The 19,283-nt window shown below is 71.5% G+C and carries 13 protein-coding genes; 3 read left to right on the top strand and 10 right to left on the bottom strand.

Going from position 1 to position 19,283, the window contains the following annotated elements:
• The first annotated feature begins 8 nt into the window (after positions 1–8).
• Entirely contained in the window at positions 9–1,049 is a 1,041-nt protein-coding gene (locus SNE206_RS09845; protein WP_407912992.1) for an ADP-ribosylglycohydrolase family protein, read from the top strand.
• A gap of 73 nt (positions 1,050–1,122) precedes the next feature.
• Here SNE206_RS09845 and SNE206_RS09840 read toward each other — a convergent pair whose 3' ends face one another.
• From SNE206_RS09840 to SNE206_RS09830, 3 genes are read right to left on the bottom strand one after another with little or no spacing between them, the layout of a single operon-like run.
• Entirely contained in the window at positions 1,123–2,121 is a 999-nt protein-coding gene (locus SNE206_RS09840; RefSeq protein WP_407912991.1) for an ADP-ribosylglycohydrolase family protein, read from the bottom strand.
• Positions 2,122–2,141: 20 nt separating this feature from the next.
• Entirely contained in the window at positions 2,142–3,353 is a 1,212-nt protein-coding gene (locus tag SNE206_RS09835) for a cytochrome P450 (RefSeq protein ID WP_407912990.1), read from the bottom strand.
• 31 nt (positions 3,354–3,384) lie between these two features.
• Positions 3,385–4,140, bottom strand: a complete 756-nt coding sequence (locus SNE206_RS09830) for an SIR2 family NAD-dependent protein deacylase (protein WP_407912989.1) — start codon at positions 4,138–4,140, stop codon at positions 3,385–3,387.
• 123 nt (positions 4,141–4,263) lie between these two features.
• Between SNE206_RS09830 and SNE206_RS09825 the strand changes: the two genes are divergently transcribed.
• Both SNE206_RS09825 and SNE206_RS09820 read left to right on the top strand, forming a co-directional pair.
• Positions 4,264–5,328, top strand: a complete 1,065-nt coding sequence (locus SNE206_RS09825) for an ATP-binding protein (RefSeq protein WP_407912988.1) — start codon at positions 4,264–4,266, stop codon at positions 5,326–5,328.
• Positions 5,329–5,342: 14 nt separating this feature from the next.
• A complete protein-coding gene (locus tag SNE206_RS09820) occupies positions 5,343–7,106 on the top strand; it encodes a DUF2201 family putative metallopeptidase (protein ID WP_407912987.1) in 1,764 nt (587 codons plus the stop codon).
• 113 nt (positions 7,107–7,219) lie between these two features.
• Here SNE206_RS09820 and SNE206_RS09815 read toward each other — a convergent pair whose 3' ends face one another.
• The 7 genes from SNE206_RS09815 to rplK form a co-directional block, all read right to left on the bottom strand.
• Complete coding sequence (locus tag SNE206_RS09815; RefSeq protein ID WP_407912986.1) at positions 7,220–11,113, bottom strand: DNA-directed RNA polymerase subunit beta'; 3,894 nt, start codon at positions 11,111–11,113, stop codon at positions 7,220–7,222.
• 104 nt (positions 11,114–11,217) lie between these two features.
• Entirely contained in the window at positions 11,218–14,694 is a 3,477-nt protein-coding gene (gene rpoB, locus SNE206_RS09810; protein WP_407912985.1) for a DNA-directed RNA polymerase subunit beta, read from the bottom strand.
• Positions 14,695–15,504: 810 nt separating this feature from the next.
• Positions 15,505–15,885: a 50S ribosomal protein L7/L12 gene (rplL, locus tag SNE206_RS09805; RefSeq protein ID WP_407912984.1), complete on the bottom strand. Its 381-nt coding sequence runs from the start codon at positions 15,883–15,885 to the stop codon at positions 15,505–15,507.
• An 89-nt stretch (positions 15,886–15,974) separates the two neighbouring features.
• Complete coding sequence (gene rplJ, locus SNE206_RS09800) at positions 15,975–16,538, bottom strand: 50S ribosomal protein L10 (RefSeq protein WP_407912983.1); 564 nt, start codon at positions 16,536–16,538, stop codon at positions 15,975–15,977.
• Between the two features lie 345 nt (positions 16,539–16,883).
• On the bottom strand, positions 16,884–17,711 hold the full coding sequence (locus tag SNE206_RS09795; RefSeq protein ID WP_407912982.1) for a hypothetical protein: 828 nt from the start codon (positions 17,709–17,711) through the stop codon (positions 16,884–16,886).
• A gap of 227 nt (positions 17,712–17,938) precedes the next feature.
• Entirely contained in the window at positions 17,939–18,661 is a 723-nt protein-coding gene (rplA, locus tag SNE206_RS09790; protein WP_405012858.1) for a 50S ribosomal protein L1, read from the bottom strand.
• Between the two features lie 76 nt (positions 18,662–18,737).
• Entirely contained in the window at positions 18,738–19,172 is a 435-nt protein-coding gene (rplK, locus tag SNE206_RS09785; RefSeq protein ID WP_407912981.1) for a 50S ribosomal protein L11, read from the bottom strand.
• Positions 19,173–19,283: the final 111 nt, after the last annotated feature.

Below are 19,283 nucleotides of genomic sequence, written 5' to 3'. Positions count from 1 at the left end.
GGGCGGGCATGGCAGCAGGCGCGGACAGCGGTACGGAGCGGTTCCGCGACAGGGTGCGGGGGGCGCTGCTGGGCGGGGCGGTGGGCGACGCCCTGGGGTGGCCGGTGGAGTTCCTGCGGCTGGAGGCGATCCGGCAGCGGTTCGGCCCCGCGGGGGTGACCGGCCTGCAGGGCGACCAGGTCACGGACGACACCCAGATGACCCTGTTCACCGCGGAGGGCCTGCTGCGCGGCGGGCACCCGGAGGCGCTGAAGGCGGCGTACCACCGCTGGCTGCTCACGCAGCGCCTGTCGGCCCCCGAACGGCAGCCGGACGGCTGGCTGCTGGGGCACGCCTTCCTGTACGCCTCGCGCTCCCCCGGCACGGCCTGCCTGACCGGGCTGACGGAGCATCCGCGCTACGAGCCGGCGGCGGAGCTCGGCCGGCCCGGGCCGGTCAACCCGCACTCCAAGGGGTGCGGCACGGTGATGCGTTCGGCACCGTTCGGACTGCTGGGGCTGGGGGTGGAGGACGCGTTCCGGCAGGCGGCCCTGGCCGCGCAGCTGACCCACGGTCACCCGACGGGCTACCTCGCGGCGGGCGCCTTCGCCGCACTGGTCGAGCGGCTGGCCGCCGGGGTTCCCCTGCCGTCGGCGGTCGCGGGGACGACCGCCCAGGTGGCCGCCCTGCCGGGCGCCGGGGAGACCGTGGCGGCACTGGAGCGGGCGGTGCGCGTCGCCGCCGAGGGCCCCGGGTCGGCGGAGGCGGTGGAGCGGGTCGGCCTCGGCTGGATCGCCGAGGAGTGCCTGGCGATCGCGGTGTACTGCGCCCTGGTCGCGGGCCCGCGGGAGGCCCTGCTGCTGTCGGTGAACCACTCCGGCGACAGCGACTCGACGGGCGCGGTCTGCGGCAACCTCGTCGGCGCGGCGCACGGTCTCACGGCACTGCCCGCGGAGTGGACGGGCGCGGTGGAGGGCCGGGAGGTGCTGCTGCAGGTCGCGGACGACCTGGTCGCGCAGGCCGGGGGCGACCGCGCGGCGCTGGCGGGACGGTACCCGGTGCAGGCCTGAGCCCGGAGGAGGCCGCGGCGGACGCCCGCACCCCCGGCGTCCCGGGGTGGCGGCCGGCCCGGGCCTGCGGCGCTCAGTCCCAGAGGGCGCCGAAGGCGAGCAGCTCGTCGCGGTACTCGATGCGCTCCACCCAGTCGCCGGGCCAGGCCTCCTCGCCGTGGTGCGCCCCCGCGAACGCGCCGGTGAGACAGGCGACGGAGTCGGAGTCGCCGGAGGAGAAGGCCGCGCGGCGGACCGCGGCGACCGGGTCCTCCGGCAGCAGCAGGAAGCAGAGCAGGCCGGTGGCGAAGGCCTCCTCGGCGATCCAGCCGGCGCCGGTGATCTCGCACGGGTCGGTGTCGAGCGACGGCCGGGCGAGGGCCGCGTCGAGCCGGTCCAGCACGAGCAGGCAGTCGTCCCAGCCGCGGGCGGTGAACTCCTCCGGCGCATGGTCCTGGGCGTGCGCGGCGAGGTCGCCGAGCCAGAACGCGTCGTGCCGGGTGCGGTTGCGCAGCGCGTACTGCCGCAGCAGGCCGGGCAGTTCGCCGGGTGCGGTGCCCTCGGCGAGCAGCCGCACGGTGTACGCGGTGAGGTCGCTCGCCGCGAGCGCGGTCGGGTGGCCGTGGGTGAGGCCGGACTGCAGCTGGGCGGCGCCGGCCAGCTGGCGTTCGGTCAGGGAGCGGACCAGGCCGAGCGGGGCGACCCGCATGTTGGCGCCGCAGCCCTTGGAACCGGTGTCGGTCGCCTCCTGCCAGGGCCGGTCGGGCCTGCTGAGCCGCTGGCAGGACTTCAGGCAGGTCATGCCGGGCGCGCGGTTGTTCTGGGGCGAGCGCCACCAGTCGACGAACTCCTCGCGCACCGGCCGCTCCAGGCGCAGCGGGGTGAGCGGACCGCGCTCCAGGGCGGTGCGCAGGCCGCGGGCCAGCGCGAGGGTCATCTGGGTGTCGTCGGTGACGCGGGCCGGGGCGGGCAGCGGGAGACCGCGCCAGTCGGGGCAGTGCGCGGCGATCTCGTCGAAGGTCTCGAACTCGGTCGGGTGGCCGAGGGCGTCGCCGATCGCCAGGCCCAGCAGTGCTCCGGTGGCAGCGCCCATGTGTCCCCCTCGGTCCGGTCCTAGATCTCGACCGCCAGCTCTTCGAGTCCGCGGATCACGTACCCCGGCTGCCAGACGGGCTCGCGGAGCAGCCGCATCCCGGGGGCCCGCCGCAGCAGTGCGCCGTACGACTCCGTGAGCTCCATTCTGGCGAGCGGGGCGCCGAGACAGAAGTGGATTCCGGCGCCGAAGGTGATGTGCGGGTTGTCGGTGCGGCCGACGTCGAGGCGGTCGGGGTCGGCGAAGCGGGCCGGGTCGCGGTTGGCGGAGCCGAAGAGCAGGGCGACCTCGCTGCCGCGGGGCACGGTGGTGCCGTCGATCTCGATGTCGTCCAGCACCCAGCGTTCGAACATCTGCAGCGGGGTGTCGTGACGCATCAGCTCCTCGACGGCGGTGGGCAGGAGTTCGTCCACCGCGCCGCGCAGCCGGGCGAGTTCGCCGGGGTTGCGGAAGAGCGCCCACCAGCCGTTGCCGGTGGTGTTGACGGTGGCCTCGTGCCCCGCGTTGAGCAGCAGCACGCAGGTGGAGACCATCTCCTGCTCGCTGAGCACGTCGGTGCCGTCGGCGACCTGCACGAGGGCGCTGACGAGGTCGTCGCCGGGGGTGGTGCGGCGGGCGCGGATCAGCGCGCGCAGGTAGTCGGAGAACTCGGTGCTGGCGCGGACGGCGCGCCGCGCGGTCTCCTCGGACGGGTTGAGCTCGAACATCCCGGTGATGGCCGCCGACCACGGGCGCAGCAGCGGCCGGTCGCCCTCCGGGACACCCAGCATCTCGGCGATGACGGCGACCGGCAGGGGCTCGGCGACGGCGGCGACGAGGTCGCCTCCGCCGTCCGCGAGGAGGCCGGTGACGAGGTCGTCGGCGAGCCGGGCGACGGTGGGCTGCAGCGCGGCGACCATGCGCGGGGTGAAGGCCTTGGCGACGAGCCGGCGGATCCGGGTGTGGTCGGGGGCCTCCAGGTCGAGGAGTCCGTGGTCGTTGAGGGTGTGGAACGGCTCGTGCGCGGGGTCGGGCGCGGACCGGCCGAACTCCTCGTGGCCGAAGCGGTGGGTGTAGGTGCGTCCGAGCCGGCGGTCGCGGAGCAGCGCGGAGACGTCGGCGTACCGGGGCACCAGCCACTGGCCGGTGGGTTCGTAGAAGTGGACGGCCCCCTCGTCGCGCAGCGCCGCGTAGGCGTCGTACGGGTGCGCGACGAACGCGGGGGACCACGGGTCGAAGTGTGCAGCCGTCATGTCCGCTCCCTGCCGTTCGGGTGCCGCCATGCTATGCGGCGCCGGCGGTGAGGTCCCCCGCGACGATCCGGCGGACCAGGGCGGGCAGTGCGGCGGAGATCGGCTCGCGGATCAGCTCGTCCGCGAGCGGGTCGTACGGGGTGGGCTCGGCGTTGACGATGATCAGCCGGGCGCCGTTCTGCACCGCGAGCTCCGCGAGGCCCGCCGCGGGGTGGACCTGCAGCAGGGTGCCGACGGCGACGAACACCTCGCAGGCCCGGGCGACGGACGCGGCGGTGCCGAGCACGGTCGCGTCGAGGGCCTCGCCGAACATCACGGTGCACGGCCTCAGGATTCCGCCGCAGGCGCGGCAGGCCGGGTCGTCCTCGCCGGCGGCGACCCGTGTCAGGGCCTCGTCCATGTCGCTGCGCACGCGGCAGCGCACGCACTGCACCCGCTGTGCGGTGCCGTGGAGTTCGAGCACCTTGCGTTCCGGCAGGCCCGAACGCCGGTGCAGGCCGTCGACGTTCTGGGTGAGGACGCGCATCGGCACGCCGCTGCGCTCCAGTTCGACCAGTGCCAGGTGGCCGGCGTTGGGTTCGGCGCCGACGGCGCCGACCTCCTGCCGCATCCGCCACGACCGGCGCCGGACGTCCGGGTCGGCGAGGTACGGGCCGATGGTCACGAGGTCCTGCGCCGCCGGGTCGCGCTGCCAGAGTCCTTGCGGGCCACGGTAGTCGGGGATGCCGGAGTCGGTGGAGATCCCGGCGCCGGTCAGGACGGCGACCAGGGGGCGCTTGGCGTTCATGGGCGGGACCGTACGCGGCGGGGCGGGCCCGCGCCACCGGAAAACCGCCGCCGGAAAACCGGGTGCGCGGCGGCGGCGGCCCGCGCACACTGACCGCGAACCCGTCCTCGTCGAAGGAGTCCCGTGCAGGGTGCCGTCACCGTCTCGCCGTCCCAGGTGCCCGAGCTGCTGCTGGGTCTGGCGATCACCCGGCCGGTCTTCCTGTGGGGCGCCCCGGGCATCGGGAAGTCGTCGCTGGTACGGGAGTTCGCCGACTCGCTGGGCCTGGAGTGCGTCAGCCTGATCGGCACGCAGCTGGCGCCGGAGGATCTCGTGGGTGTCCCGCAGATCACCCCGGACGGCCGGTCGCGGTTCTGCCCGCCGGAGTCGATCGCCCGTGACACCCCGTACTGCCTGTTCCTCGACGAGCTCAACGCGGCCTCCCCGGACGTGCAGAAGGCCTTCTACTCGCTGATCCTGGACCGCCGGATCGGCTCGTACGAGCTGCCGCCCGGCTCGATCGTGATCGGTGCGGGCAACCGGGCGACCGACGGGGCGCTGGCCCGGCCGATGGCGTCGGCGCTGGTCAACCGGCTGGTGCACGTGCACCTGCGGGCCAGTGCGACCGACTGGCTCCGGTGGGCGGCGGGGAGCGGCGTCCACCCGTGGGTGCTGGACCACCTGGCGGACCGTCCGGACCACCTGTGGTCGGCGCCGCCGAAGACGGAGGAGCCGTTCTCCACCCCCCGGTCCTGGCACATGCTGTCGGACGCGCTGCACTCCTTCGGCCCGGACGTGGACGAGCAGACGCTCGCGGTGCTCGCCCACGGCCTGCTCTCCCCGTCGCACGCGGTGGCGTTCTGCGGCTACGCCAAGATCGTGCGGCACGCGTACGGTCTGGACGCCATCCTCAGGGGCGACGCCCGCTGGCCGCACCGGCCGGAGGACCGCGACCTGCTGTACTACCTGGCCGACGGTTTCCGCGGGCGGCTGGCGAAGGAGCTGCCGGCCCGCAAGGAGCAGGCCTCCCCCGCGCTGCGGCAGACGGCCTTCCGGGCGAAGTCGCTGCTCGTGCAGCTCGCGGAGATCTCCGTCGAGGTCGCCCAGACGGTCATCGCGGACGGGTCGGACGGCAACCCGGTGCTGCCGTCGTGGTTCCTGGTCGAGGCCGCGCGCGACCTGCCCAGGCTGGTCGAGGCCCGCCGGTGAGGGCCCGCTCCCGCGTGCCGGAGCCGAGGCCCGACCCCGCGCTGGAGGCGTTCACCGCGGGCCTGGCGGCGGTGCGGGGCAACCCTGCGCTCGCCGCCGTGGGCGGCGACGTCTGCCGGGAGGAGGCCTGCGCCCCGGCCGGCGGCTGGGCGGCCGTCGACTCGAACGGCGCCGTGCACGTGAACGTCCGCCGCCGGGCCGAACCCGCCGAGTGGGCCTGGGTGCTGGCGCACTGCCTGCTGCACCTGGGCTTCGGCCACGTGCCCGCCGCGCACGGCAGCCGCACCGGCCCCGACGCGGACGACCTGGCGGCCCGCTGCGCGGTCGTGCACCGCTTCCAGGCGGGGTTCCCGCTCGGCCGGGCCCCGTACGAGGTGCCCGTGGTGCCGGCCGGCGACGAGGAGGAGCTCGCCGCCCGACGGCGGCGCGGGGACCTGCCGCCCGTGCCGGGCACCGCCGGGCCGCACGGACCCGACCAGCGGCTGGTGCCCTGGCATCCGCACGTCGACCCGCCGGACTGGACGGCCGCGTTCGCCGCCGCCCTCACCCGCACCGTCTCCGCCGCCATGGACGCCGCGGGCGGGCGCTCCGGCGGGCTCACCGCGGCAGGGCTGCCGGTCCGGCCCTGGGACCGCGCACTCTCCTGGTTCGTGTCCTCCTACCCGCTGCTCGGCGGCATCGCGGCCGGGCTCACCCTTGTCGCCGACGCCGAACTCGCCCGCGCCCACGGCATCTCCGTGGCCGCCGTCAACACCGCGGCCGGCGAGATCTACGTCAACCCGCTGCTGCGGTTCACCGACGAGGAGTGGCGCTTCGTCCTGGGCCACGAGATGCTGCACGCCGCGCTGCGGCACGGCGAACGCTGCGGGGCGCGTGACCCGTACCTCTTCAACGTCGCCTGCGACTACGTCGTCAACGGCTGGCTGCTGGAGATGGGCGTCGGCACCATGCCGGGCGGGCTGCTGCACGACCCGCAGCTCAAGGGGCTGTCCGCCGAGGAGGTGTACGACCGCGTCGTCCGCGACGAGCGGCGGATCCGGCGGCTGGCCACCCTCGCCGGCAAGGGCCGCCCGGACGTGCTGGGCGAGCCGCTGGGCCCCCCGCGCGACTACGTCGACCTGGACGCCTTCTACCGGCGCGGCCTCCAGCAGGGCTTCGACCTGCACCGGCGCGACGACCGCGGCCTGCTGCCCGCCGGGCTGGTGGAGGAGATCCGTGCCCTCGCCCATCCCCCGCTCCCGTGGGACGCGCGCCTCGCCCGCTGGTTCGACGAGTTCGTCCCGTCGCCGCGGACCGTCCGGAGCTACGCCCGCCCCTCGCGCCGGCAGGCGTCCACGCCCGGCGTCCCGCGGGCCGGCCGGTACCGGCCGGAGGAGGAGGTCGCCCGCTGCACCTTCGGCGTGGTGCTCGACACCTCCGGCTCGATGAGCCGGGTGCTGCTGGGCAAGGCGCTCGGCGCGATCGCCTCGTACGCCGCGGCCCGTGACGTCACCGCCGCCCGTGTCGTGTTCTGCGACGCCGCCGCGTACGACGCGGGGTACCTGCCCGCCGAGGACATCGCCGGCCGGGTGCGGATCCGCGGCCGGGGCGGCACCGTGCTGCAGCCCGGCGTCGACCTGCTGGAGCGTGCCGAGGACTTCCCGTCCACCGCGCCGGTGCTGGTCGTCACCGACGGCTGGTGCGACGTGCTGCGGGTGCGCCGCGAGCACGCCTACCTCGTCCCCCACGGGGCGGTGCTGCCGTTCACCGCCCGCGGGCCGGTCTTCCGGATGCGCTGACCGGACGCACCGGCTGCGCGGCGGACCCGTCCGGGCGGCCCTGGGCCGGGGCGGGAACGCCGCAGGGCGGCCACCCCTTCCGGGGTGACCGCCCTGCGCTCGTGACCTGACCGTCAGCCGCTGTACGGGCCGTAGTCGTAGTCGTCCAGCGGGACCGCCTGGCCGGAGCCGGCGCCGAAGGGCGACAGGTCGTAGTCGTCGTAGCCGACGGCCGAGTACATCGCGGCCTTGGCCTCCTCGGTCGGCTCGACCCGGATGTTGCGGTAGCGGGGCAGACCCGTACCGGCCGGGATGAGCTTGCCGAGGATGACGTTCTCCTTGAGGCCCAGCAGCGGGTCCGACTTGGCGTGGATCGCCGCGTCGGTGAGCACCCGGGTCGTCTCCTGGAAGGAGGCGGCCGACAGCCAGGACTCGGTGGCCAGCGAGGCCTTGGTGATACCCATCAGCTGCGGACGGCCCGAGGCGGGGTGACCGCTCTCGGAGACCACGCGACGGTTCTCGGTCTCGAAGCGGCCGCGCTCGACGAGCTCGCCCGGGAGCAGCTCGGCGTCGCCCGACTCGATGATCGTCACGCGGCGGAGCATCTGCCGGATGATGATCTCGATGTGCTTGTCGTGGATCGACACGCCCTGCGAGTTGTAGACCTTCTGGACCTCGGCCACCAGGTGGATCTGGACGGCACGCTGGCCCATGATGCGCAGGACGTCGTGCGGGTTGGTGGCACCGACGGTCAGCTTCTGGCCGACCTCCACCGCCTCGCCCTCGGAGACCAGCAGCTTCACGCGCTTGGAGACCGGGTAGGCGATCTCGTCGCTGCCGTCGTCGGGGGTGACGACGACCTTGCGGGTCTTCTCGGTGTCCTCGATGCGGACCCGGCCCGCGGCCTCCGAGATCGGGGCCACACCCTTGGGGGTACGGGCCTCGAAGAGCTCGACGACACGGGGCAGACCCTGGGTGATGTCGTCACCGGCCACACCACCGGTGTGGAAGGTGCGCATGGTCAGCTGGGTGCCGGGCTCACCGATGGACTGGGCGGCGATGATGCCGACCGCCTCACCGATGTCGACCAGCTTGCCCGTGGCCAGCGAACGGCCGTAGCACATGGCGCAGGTGCCGACCGCGGACTCGCAGGTGAGGATCGAGCGGGTCTTGACCTCGCCGATGTTGTGGCGGATCAGCTCGTCGATCAGGACGTCGCCGAGGTCGGTGTTGACCGTGGCCAGCAGCTTGCCGTCGACGGTGATGTCCTCGGCGAGCATGCGGGCGTAGACGCTGGTCTCGACGTCGTCCGTCTTGCGCAGGACGCCGTCGGCACCGACCGTGCCGATCGCCAGCTTGAGGCCGCGCTCGGTGCCGCAGTCCTCCTCGCGGATGATGACGTCCTGGGAGACGTCGACCAGACGACGGGTGAGGTAGCCGGAGTCGGCGGTGCGCAGGGCGGTGTCGGCGAGGCCCTTACGGGCACCGTGGGTGGAGATGAAGTACTCCAGCACGGACAGGCCCTCACGGAACGAGGCCTTGATGGGACGCGGGATCGTCTCGTTCTTGGCGTTCGAGACCAGACCACGCATACCGGCGATCTGACGCATCTGCATCATGTTTCCGCGCGCACCCGAGTCCACCATCATGAAGATGGGGTTGGTCTTCGGGAAGTTCGCGTTCATGGCCTCGGCGACCTCGTTGGTCGCCCGGGTCCAGATGCCGATGAGCTCGCTCTTGCGCTCGTCGTTGGTGATCAGGCCGCGCTCGTACTGCCGCTGGACCTTCTCCGCCTGCGCCTCGTAGCCCTCGAGGATCTGGGGCTTGCTCGGCGGGACGACGACGTCGGAGATCGAGACGGTGACGCCGGAACGGGTCGACCAGTGGAAGCCGGAGGCCTTCAGGTTGTCGAGCGTCGCGGCGACGGTGACCTTGGGGTAGCGCTCCGCCAGGTCGTTGACGATGGCCGAGAGCTGCTTCTTGCCGATCTCGTAGTCGACGAACGGGTAGTCCTCGGGCAGCAGCTCGTTGAAGAGCGCGCGGCCCAGGGTCGTGGTGAGCCGGAAGGGCTCGCCCTCGAACCAGGTGGTCTGGCCGTCCTCGTCGACCGGGGCGGTCCAGCCGCGCGGCGGCACCGTGCCGGCGGGCAGGCGCAGCTCGATCGGGGCCTGGACGTCCAGCTCGCGGGCGTCGAAGGCCATGATCGCCTCGGCGGTGGAGGAGAAGGAGCGGCCGGCGCCCTTCACCTCGTCGCGGTCCGAGGTGAGGAAGAACAGACCGAGCACCATGTCCTGGGTCGGCATGGTGACCGGGCGGCCGTCGGCCGGCTTCAGGATGTTGTTCGAGGACAGCATCAGGATGCGGGCCTCGGCCTGCGCCTCCGCGGAGAGCGGCAGGTGGACGGCCATCTGGTCACCGTCGAAGTCCGCGTTGAACGCGGTGCAGACGAGCGGGTGGATCTGGATGGCCTTGCCCTCGACCAGCTGGGGCTCGAAGGCCTGGATGCCGAGGCGGTGCAGGGTGGGCGCGCGGTTCAGCAGCACCGGGTGCTCGGCGATGACCTCTTCGAGGACGTCCCACACGACCGGGCGGGCGCGCTCGACCATGCGCTTGGCCGACTTGATGTTCTGCGCGTGGTTCAGGTCGACCAGGCGCTTCATCACGAACGGCTTGAAGAGTTCCAGCGCCATGGCCTTGGGCAGGCCGCACTGGTGCAGCTTGAGCTGCGGGCCGACGACGATGACCGAACGGGCCGAGTAGTCGACGCGCTTGCCGAGCAGGTTCTGGCGGAAACGACCCTGCTTGCCCTTGAGCATGTCGGAGAGCGACTTCAGCGGACGGTTGCCGGGGCCCGTGACCGGGCGGCCGCGGCGGCCGTTGTCGAAGAGCGCGTCGACGGCCTCCTGGAGCATGCGCTTCTCGTTGTTCACGATGATCTCGGGGGCACCGAGGTCGAGGAGGCGCTTCAGGCGGTTGTTGCGGTTGATGACGCGGCGGTACAGGTCGTTCAGGTCGGAGGTCGCGAAGCGGCCGCCGTCCAGCTGCACCATCGGACGCAGGTCCGGCGGGATGACCGGGACGCAGTCCAGCACCATGCCCTTGGGCTTGTTGGTGGTCTGCAGGAACGCGGAGACGACCTTGAGGCGCTTGAGCGCGCGGGTCTTCTTCTGGCCCTTGCCGGTGCGGATGATCTCGCGGAGGCGCTCGGACTCCTCCGCCAGGTCGAAGGACTCCAGGCGGTCCTTGAGCGCCGCGGCGCCCATCGAGCCGGAGAAGTACGTGCCGAAGCGGTCGCGGAGCTCGCGGTAGAGCAGCTCGTCGCCCTCCAGGTCCTGGACCTTGAGGTTCTTGAAGCGGCTCCACACCTCGTCGAGGCGGTCCAGCTCGCGCTGGGCACGGTCGCGGAGCTGCTTCATCTCACGCTCGGCGCCCTCGCGGACCTTGCGGCGGACGTCGGCCTTGGCGCCCTCGGCCTCCAGCTCGGCCAGGTCGGTCTCGGCCTTCTTGGCACGGCCTTCGAGGTCGGCGTCGCGGCGGTTCTCGATCTGCTGCCGCTCGACGGAGACGTGCGCCTCCAGGGAGGGCAGGTCGCGCTGGCGGCGCTCGTCGTCGACCCAGGTGATCATGTAGGCGGCGAAGTAGATGACCTTCTCGAGGTCCTTCGGCGCCAGGTCGAGCAGGTAGCCCAGGCGGGACGGGACACCCTTGAAGTACCAGATGTGGGTGACCGGGGCGGCGAGCTCGATGTGGCCCATCCGCTCGCGGCGCACCTTGGCGCGGGTCACCTCGACGCCGCAGCGCTCACAGATGATGCCCTTGAAGCGGACGCGCTTGTACTTGCCGCAGTAGCACTCCCAGTCCCGGGTGGGGCCGAAGATCTTCTCGCAGAAGAGTCCGTCCTTCTCGGGCTTCAGGGTGCGGTAGTTGATGGTCTCCGGCTTCTTGACCTCGCCGTGGGACCACTGGCGGATGTCGTCGGCGGTGGCCAGGCCGATGCGGAGCTCGTCGAAGAAGTTGACGTCAAGCACTGGTCGTCAAGCCCTCTTTCGTGATTCGAGAGTTTGTCTGTGGTCTGAGGGGGGCCTGGGGGCGGGCCGGCTGCCTGGTTCAGGGGCAGCCGGCCCCACCTCCGTCAGACCTCTTCGACGCTGCTCGGCTCGCGCCGGGACAGGTCAATGCCGAGCTCCTCGGCGGCGCGGAACACGTCTTCGTCGGAGTCGCGCATCTCGATGGACTGGCCGTCCGAGGACAGCACCTCCACGTTGAGGCAGAGCGACTGCATTTCCTTGATGAGGACCTTGAAGGACTCGGGAATGCCGGGCTCGGGGATGTTCTCGCCCTTGACGATGGCCTCGTAGACCTTCACACGGCCGAGGACGTCGTCGGACTTGATGGTGAGCAGCTCCTGCAGCGCGTACGCGGCTCCGTACGCTTCGAGGGCCCACACCTCCATCTCACCGAATCGCTGACCACCGAACTGCGCCTTACCACCGAGCGGCTGCTGGGTGATCATCGAGTACGGGCCGGTCGAACGGGCGTGGAGCTTGTCGTCGACCAGGTGGTGCAGCTTGAGGATGTACATGTAGCCGACCGAGACCGGCATCGGGAACGGCTCGCCGGAGCGGCCGTCGTACAGCCGGGCCTTGCCGGTGGAGTTCACCAGGCGCTCGCCGTCACGGGTGAGCGTGGTGTGGTCCAGCAGGCCGGTGATCTCGTCCTCGCGGGCGCCGTCGAAGACCGGGGTGGCGAGGTTGGTGCCGCCCTCGACCTTGTCCGCGCCGATCGCCTGGAGGCGCTGGGCCCACTCCTCCGCGAGGCCGGAGACGTCCCAGCCCTGCTTCGAGAGCCAGCCGAGGTGGATCTCCAGCACCTGTCCCGGGTTCATGCGGGACGGGACACCCAGCGGGTTGAGGATGATGTCGACCGGGGTGCCGTCCTCCAGGAACGGCATGTCCTCGACCGGCAGGATCTTCGAGATGACGCCCTTGTTGCCGTGGCGGCCGGCGAGCTTGTCACCGTTGGTGATCTTGCGCTTCTGGGCCACGTAGACGCGGACGAGCTGGTTGACGCCGGGGGGCAGCTCGTCGCCCTCCTCGCGGTCGAAGACGCGGACGCCGATGACCTTGCCGGACTCGCCGTGCGGCACCTTCAGCGAGGTGTCGCGGACCTCGCGGGCCTTCTCGCCGAAGATCGCGCGGAGCAGGCGCTCCTCCGGGGTCAGCTCGGTCTCGCCCTTGGGCGTGACCTTGCCGACCAGGATGTCGCCGGTGACGACGTCCGCGCCGATGCGGATGATGCCGCGCTCGTCGAGGTCGGCGAGGACCTCCTCGGAGACGTTCGGGATGTCCCGGGTGATCTCCTCGGGGCCCAGCTTGGTGTCACGGGCGTCGACCTCGTGCTCCTCGATGTGGATCGAGGAGAGGACGTCGTCCTGCACGAGGCGCTGCGACAGGATGATCGCGTCCTCGTAGTTGTGGCCCTCCCACGACATGAACGCCACGAGGAGGTTCTTGCCGAGGGCCATCTCGCCCTCGTCGGTGCAGGGGCCGTCGGCCAGCACCTGGTTGACCTCCACCCGGGCGCCCTCGTCCACGAGCACCTTCTGGTTGAAGGCGGTGCCCTGGTTCGAGCGGGTGAACTTGGCGGCGCGGTACGTGGTGTACGTGCCGTCGTCGTTCGCCACGGTGACGTAGTCGGCCGAGACCTCCTGCACCACGCCGGACTTCTCGGCGGTGATGACGTCGGCGGCGTCGACGGCGCAGCGGTACTCCATGCCGGTGCCGACCAGCGGTGCCTCGCTCTTCAGCAGCGGCACGGCCTGGCGCATCATGTTCGAGCCCATGAGCGCGCGGTTGGCGTCGTCGTGCTCCAGGAACGGGATCATGGCGGTCGCGACCGACACCATCTGGCGCGGCGAGACGTCCATGTAGTCGATCTCGGTGCCGGGGATGTAGTCGATCTCGCCGCCGCGGCGGCGGACGAGGACGCGCGGCTCCGCGAAGGTCAGCTCCGCGGTGAGCGGGGCGTTGGCCTGCGCGATGACGTAGCGGTCCTCCTCGTCGGCGGTGAGGTAGTCGACCTGCTCGGTGACGACACCGTCGATGACCTTGCGGTACGGGGTCTCGATGAAGCCGAAGGCGTTCACCCGGCCGTACGACGCGAGCGAGCCGATCAGACCGATGTTCGGGCCTTCGGGGGTCTCGATCGGACACATGCGGCCGTAGTGCGAGGGGTGCACGTCACGGACCTCGAAGCCGGCCCGCTCGCGGGACAGACCACCGGGGCCGAGCGCGGACAGACGGCGCTTGTGGGTCAGGCCCGACAGCGGGTTCGTCTGGTCCATGAACTGCGACAGCTGGCTGGTGCCGAAGAACTCCTTGATGGAGGCGACGACCGGCCGGATGTTGATCAGGGTCTGCGGCGTGATCGCCTCGACGTCCTGGGTGGTCATGCGCTCGCGCACGACGCGCTCCATGCGGGCGAGACCCGTACGGACCTGGTTCTGGATCAGCTCGCCGACGTTGCGCAGGCGCCGGTTGCCGAAGTGGTCGATGTCGTCGACCTCGATGACGATGTCGCGGCCCTCGTCGTCGCGCCAGTCGGTCTCGCCGGCATGCAGCTTCACCAGGTACTTGATGGTGTTGATGATGTCGGGCTCGGTGAGCACGCCGGAGTCCAGGGACTCGCCGTTGCCGAGCTTCCGGTTGACCTTGTAGCGGCCGACCTTCGCGAGGTCGTAGCGCTTCGGGTTGAAGTAGAGGTTCTCGAGCAGCGTCTGCGCGGCCTCACGCGTGGGCGGCTCGCCGGGGCGCAGCTTGCGGTAGATGTCGAGGAGCGCGTCGTCCTGGCCCTGGGTGTGGTCCTTCTCCAGGGTGGCGCGCATCGACTCGTACTCGCCGAACTCCTCCAGGATCATCTCGGTGGTCCAGCCGAGGGCCTTGAGGAGGACGGTGACCGACTGCTTGCGCTTGCGGTCGATGCGGACACCGACCATGTCGCGCTTGTCGATCTCCATCTCCAGCCAGGCACCGCGGGAGGGGATGATCTTGGCGGAGTAGATGTCCTTGTCGGACACCTTGTCCAGGGTGGAGTCGAAGTACACGCCGGGGGAACGGACCAGCTGCGACACGACGACGCGCTCGGTGCCGTTGATCACGAACGTGCCCTTGTGGGTCATGAGCGGGAAGTCGCCCATGAAGACCGTCTGGGACTTGATCTCACCGGTCTCGTTGTTGGTGAACTCGGCCGTGACGAAGAGCGGGGCCGCGAACGTGAAGTCGCGGTCCTTGCACTCGTCAATGGAGTTCTTCGGCGGCTCGAAACGGTGGTCGCGGAAGGTCAGCGACATCGACCCGCTGAAGTCCTCGATCGGGGAGATCTCCTCGAAGATCTCCTCCAGACCGGACTTCGTGGGGACGTCCTGACCACTGTCCAGTGCCGCCTCGACCCGGGACTTCCAGGCCGCATTGCCGAGCAGCCAGTCAAAGCTCTCGGTCTGCAGGGCCAGGAGGTTCGGGACCTCAAGGGGCTCCTTGATCTTCGCGAACGAGACGCGGAGCGGGGCGGTGGATGCGGCGGAATTGTTCGAGGCGTTGCGCGGCGCGGCCAAGAGGGGGGTCCTTCCGAGGGCTCGGAGCTCACTACGCGCGTACCGGCCGGGCCATGACGGGAGCCGATCCCACCTCCGGACACCTGCCCGGCCGGAGGATGAATCCCCAGGTCGGAACCGGTCTACGGAGGCGGTGCCAGACCCCAACAGGGCAGCGCAGACTCCGGGCGACGAGTCACGGAGCAGCTAACAGGCAGCGCAAAGGGACAGTGTAGCCAATGGCGACACTGCTGACAAGCCCTGATTCGGAGACCGAATCGGACACTCCCTCCGGTCGCATCCCGTACGCCCCGAACCCCCTCCCGGGGGGCGGTGCGCAGGGGTGCCCCTGCTTTCGTACAACCCAGTGGCCCGGGAACACCCGGACCACCGCACCTCTACTCGGAGTCACTTCCCGCTGGGGCCTCTGAATATGCATCCAGGGCCGCTCCAACCGGGGCGGACGTCTCCGAGTGCGGCGCGCGAATCGAGAATCGCGCGCCTGCTCCCGCTCGTCAAGGCCCCCACCGCAGTGCGGACCTCGTGCACCTCATCGCTCCGGGCTCCGGCGGCGTTACAGAGTCCGTGGTCGGGGGCGTGCACGGTGACGGTGATCACCCTACCCGCCGCCACCGACAGGGGCCGGGTGCGCTGCGGGCGGGTGCGGCGAGCCCCCGGGGGCGCGGGCGGCGCCGGCTCCCGGCGGGGCTCCGGACGCCCCGGCCGGGCCCGTGCGGGGCCCTCGGAGGGCCCCGGAACGCAAAAAGGCCGGGCCGGCCACCCCGAAGGGTGACCGGCCCGGCCGTACGCCCCCTCGGAGGGGGCGTGGAGTCACTTGACGGTGACCTTGGCGCCGGCGCCCTCAAGGGCGGCCTTGGCCTTCTCCGCGGCGTCCTTGGCAACCTTCTCCAGGACGACGGCGGGGGTGCCGTCAACGAGGTCCTTGGCCTCCTTCAGGCCGAGGGAGGTCAGGGCGCGCACCTCCTTGATGACCTGGATCTTCTTGTCACCGGCGGACTCGAGGACGACGTCGAACTCGTCCTGCTCCTCGACGGCCTCGGCGACCGGGGCAACCGGACCGCCGGCGATGGCGACCGGGGCGGCAGCCTTGACGTCGAACTTCTCCTCGAACGCCTTCACGAACTCGGAGAGCTCGATGAGGGTCAGGGTCTCGAACTGCGCGAGCAGCTCGTCCTGGGACAGCTTCGCCATGGTGGCGTCCTTCCACTAAATCGGCAGGTGGTGCCGGATGTACGGGATGGCGGGCGTACGGGCCCGCAGCGAGGCAGGAGCCCGCGGAACTACTCCGCGGCCTCGTCCTCGGCGGCGGGAGCCGGCGTACCGGCACCGCCCTGCTCGACCTTCGCCCGCAGCGCCTCGGCGGTGCGGACGAACTCCACCAGCGGAGCCTGGAAGGTCGCCGCGGCCTTGGCCATGGACGCCTTCAGGCCGCCGGCCAGCTTGGCGAGCAGCACCTCGCGGGACTCGAGGTCCGCGAGCTTCTTGATCTCATCGGCGGACAGCGCCTTACCGTCAAGGACACCGCCCTTGATGATGAGAGCGGGGTTCTCCTTGGCGAAGTCACGCAGAGCCTTCGCCGACTCCACCGGGTCACCGGTGACGAAGGCGACAGCCGTCGGACCCGCGAACAGGTCGTCCAGCTCGGAGATCCCGGCCTCGTTGGCCGCGATCTTGGTCAGCGTGTTCTTCACCACGGCGTACTGGGCGTTCTCCCCCAGCGAGCGACGCAGATTCTTCATCTGCTTCACCGTCAGACCGCGGTACTCGGTCAGCACGGCCGCGTTCGAGGCACGGAACTTGTCCGTGATCTCCGCGACGTCAGCAGCCTTGTCGGGCCTTGCCATAGGCTTACGCCTCCTTCCGTGATGTCGAAGTCGGGCCGACCATGGAGCAGTCGACCATGCAACGCCTCGACACACCGGCCGGAAGGAAGCCTCAGCAAAAACAGTGAGAGCCCCAGTGCGCAGGCGCACGGGGCTCCATCGACCTCGACGGCCGGGCGCGACGAATCGCGACGGACGGAAGTCCAAGCTCCAAACACTCCTGCGCGGGCCGTCTGCGGCAATTCGCAGATCCTTCGGTCGCCCGTCCTCCTTGCGAAGGCAGGGCAACAACCAGCGGTCTTTGGCAGACACCACCGTAACCGACACCCCGGGCCGTGGCCAAATCGCCCACGGCGGGCACCGCGGCTACAGCGGGGGCAGGCTCCGGCCGGCGGCGTCCCAGGTGTCGGCCTCCGCCGGGGCCTGGACGGAGAGCGGCCCCCCGAAGTCCTCGAACCGCAGCGTGTCGTCGACCCGGCCGGCCGTGCCGGACCCGGTGCGGTGCAGCTGGACGACCTGGTCGCGGTCGTTCAGCCACAGGTCCAGCGTGACCACGCCGTCGCCGCCCAGCGCCGCCCGCAGGGCCTCGCGGCGGGCGGGTGTCAGCAGGACCTGCGCGCCGGCGTAGTCCGCGGCCGTGAGGGCCACCCGGTAGTGCTCGACCGCGGTGTCGTCGAGCTCCTCCTCGCCGACCCGCTCCGGGGCCGCCGCGGTGGCGGCCGCCGTGACGGCCACCAGCGGGCTGAGCCGGTCGACGGTGTCCGCGTACGGCACGGTGAGCTCGCCGCCCGGTCCCGCCGGCCCGGTGTACTTCCGCCAGTGCGGGCCGCCGAGCAGCGCCGCGGTGGCGGTGTCCCCGCCGCGGTAGGCGGTGGTGTCGAGCACGACGAGCTGCTCGGTGGTGCCGGGGCGCTTCAGCTGGAGCACCGTCTTCGGCGCCCAGAAGAGCAGGCCCGCCACCGAGTCGCTCCCGAGGTTGCCGCCGAACCGCGCCCGGCGGGCGGTGTGCATCGCCAGCTGGGCGGCGAGCAGCACCCCGTGCGGGGAGCGGTCGGTCGGGGTGGCGAGGACGGTGGGGTCGGCCGTGGCGCTGGGCGACGCCGCGGACGTGCCGCCGTGGCCGCCGCCGCAGGCGGTCAGCAGCAGGACGAGGGCCGTGGCCGTGGCCGCCCTGCGGGCCTTCCGTGGCGCCATGCCGCCGCCTCCCTCCGTGTGCCGTCCGCCGTGTGCCGTCCGCGGTGTGCCCGGGTGCCGTGTGTCCGGGTGCCCACCCTGTCATGCCGTGCGCCCGCCGGTCCGGGGGCCCCGTGGTCCGGCGGGCGTACGCCGACGGGCCCGCGCCCTCTGCCGGAGAGGGTGCGGGCCCGTCGGGACGGACTGCGCCTGCGCACAGGACGCGGCTACGGTCGGAGCACGGGGGCTCAGACGGCGGCCGGGTCCTCCTCGACGAGGAGGTTGCGGGTGCGGTTCGGGTCCACCAGGATGCCGGGGCCCATGGTGGTCGAGAAGGCGATCTTCTTGATGTAGCGGCCCTTGGCAGCGGCCGGCTTGCTCCGGAGGACCTCGTCGAGCGCGGCGCCGTAGTTCTCGACCAGCTGCTCGTCGGTGAAGGAGGCCTTACCGATGATCAGGTGCAGGTTCGAGTGCTTGTCGACGCGGAACTCGATCTTGCCGCCCTTGATGTCGTTGACGGCCTTCACGACATCGGGGGTGACGGTGCCGGTCTTCGGGTTCGGCATCAGGCCACGGGGGCCGAGCACGCGGCCGAGGCGGCCGACCTTGCCCATGAGGTCCGGGGTGGCGACGACGGCGTCGAAGTCGAGGCGGCCCTTGGCGACCTCGTCGATGAGCTCGTCGGAGCCGACGATGTCGGCGCCTGCAGCACGCGCGGCCTCGGCACGGTCGCCGGTCGCGAAGACCAGGACCCGGGCGGTCTTACCGGTGCCGTGCGGGAGGATCACGGTGCTGCGGACCATCTGGTCGGCCTTGCGCGGGTCGACACCCAGGCGCATGGCGATCTCGACGGTCGCGTCGAACTTGGTGGTGGACGTCTCGCGGGCGAGGCGGACGGCCTCGAGCGGGGCGTAGATGCGGCTGCGGTCGACCTTGGCGTCCGCGGCCTTGAGAGCCTTGCTGCGCTTCACTGCGTCTCCTGGAGGTGATGGAGTTCGTGGTGGGAACGGGCCGCGCTGGGCCCTACCACGGGGACGACTGGGCTGATCAGCCCTCGACGGTGATGCCCATCGACCGGGCGGTGCCGGCGATGATCTTCGCCGCCGCGTCCAGGTCGTTGGCGTTCAGGTCGGGGAGCTTCACGGTGGCGATCTCGCGGACCTGGGCGCTGGTGAGCTTCGCGACCTTGGTCTTGTGCGGCTCGCTGGAGCCCTTGTCCACGCCGGCGGCCTTCAGGATGAGGCGCGCGGCCGGCGGCGTCTTCGTGATGAAGGTGAAGGAGCGGTCGTCGTAGACCGTGATCTCCACCGGCACGATCATGCCGCGCTGCGACTCGGTCGCAGCGTTGTAGGCCTTGCAGAACTCCATGATGTTGACGCCGTGCTGACCGAGCGCGGGGCCGACCGGCGGCGCCGGGTTGGCCGCACCGGCGTTGATCTGGAGCTTGATGAGCCCCGTGATCTTCTTCTTCTTGGGAGGCATTTCTCTCCGGGTCCTTCCGAGAGGCGATTGCTGGTGCGCGCATCGGCCGGGGCGACACCCGGCCGCCGGCACACACATCGGACCAGGCTAACCGCTGATGCGGCCCTGGAC

The sequence above is a fragment of the Kitasatospora sp. NE20-6 genome (assembly GCF_045862635.1).
This window is presented reverse-complemented; position numbering and strand designations above follow the sequence as displayed.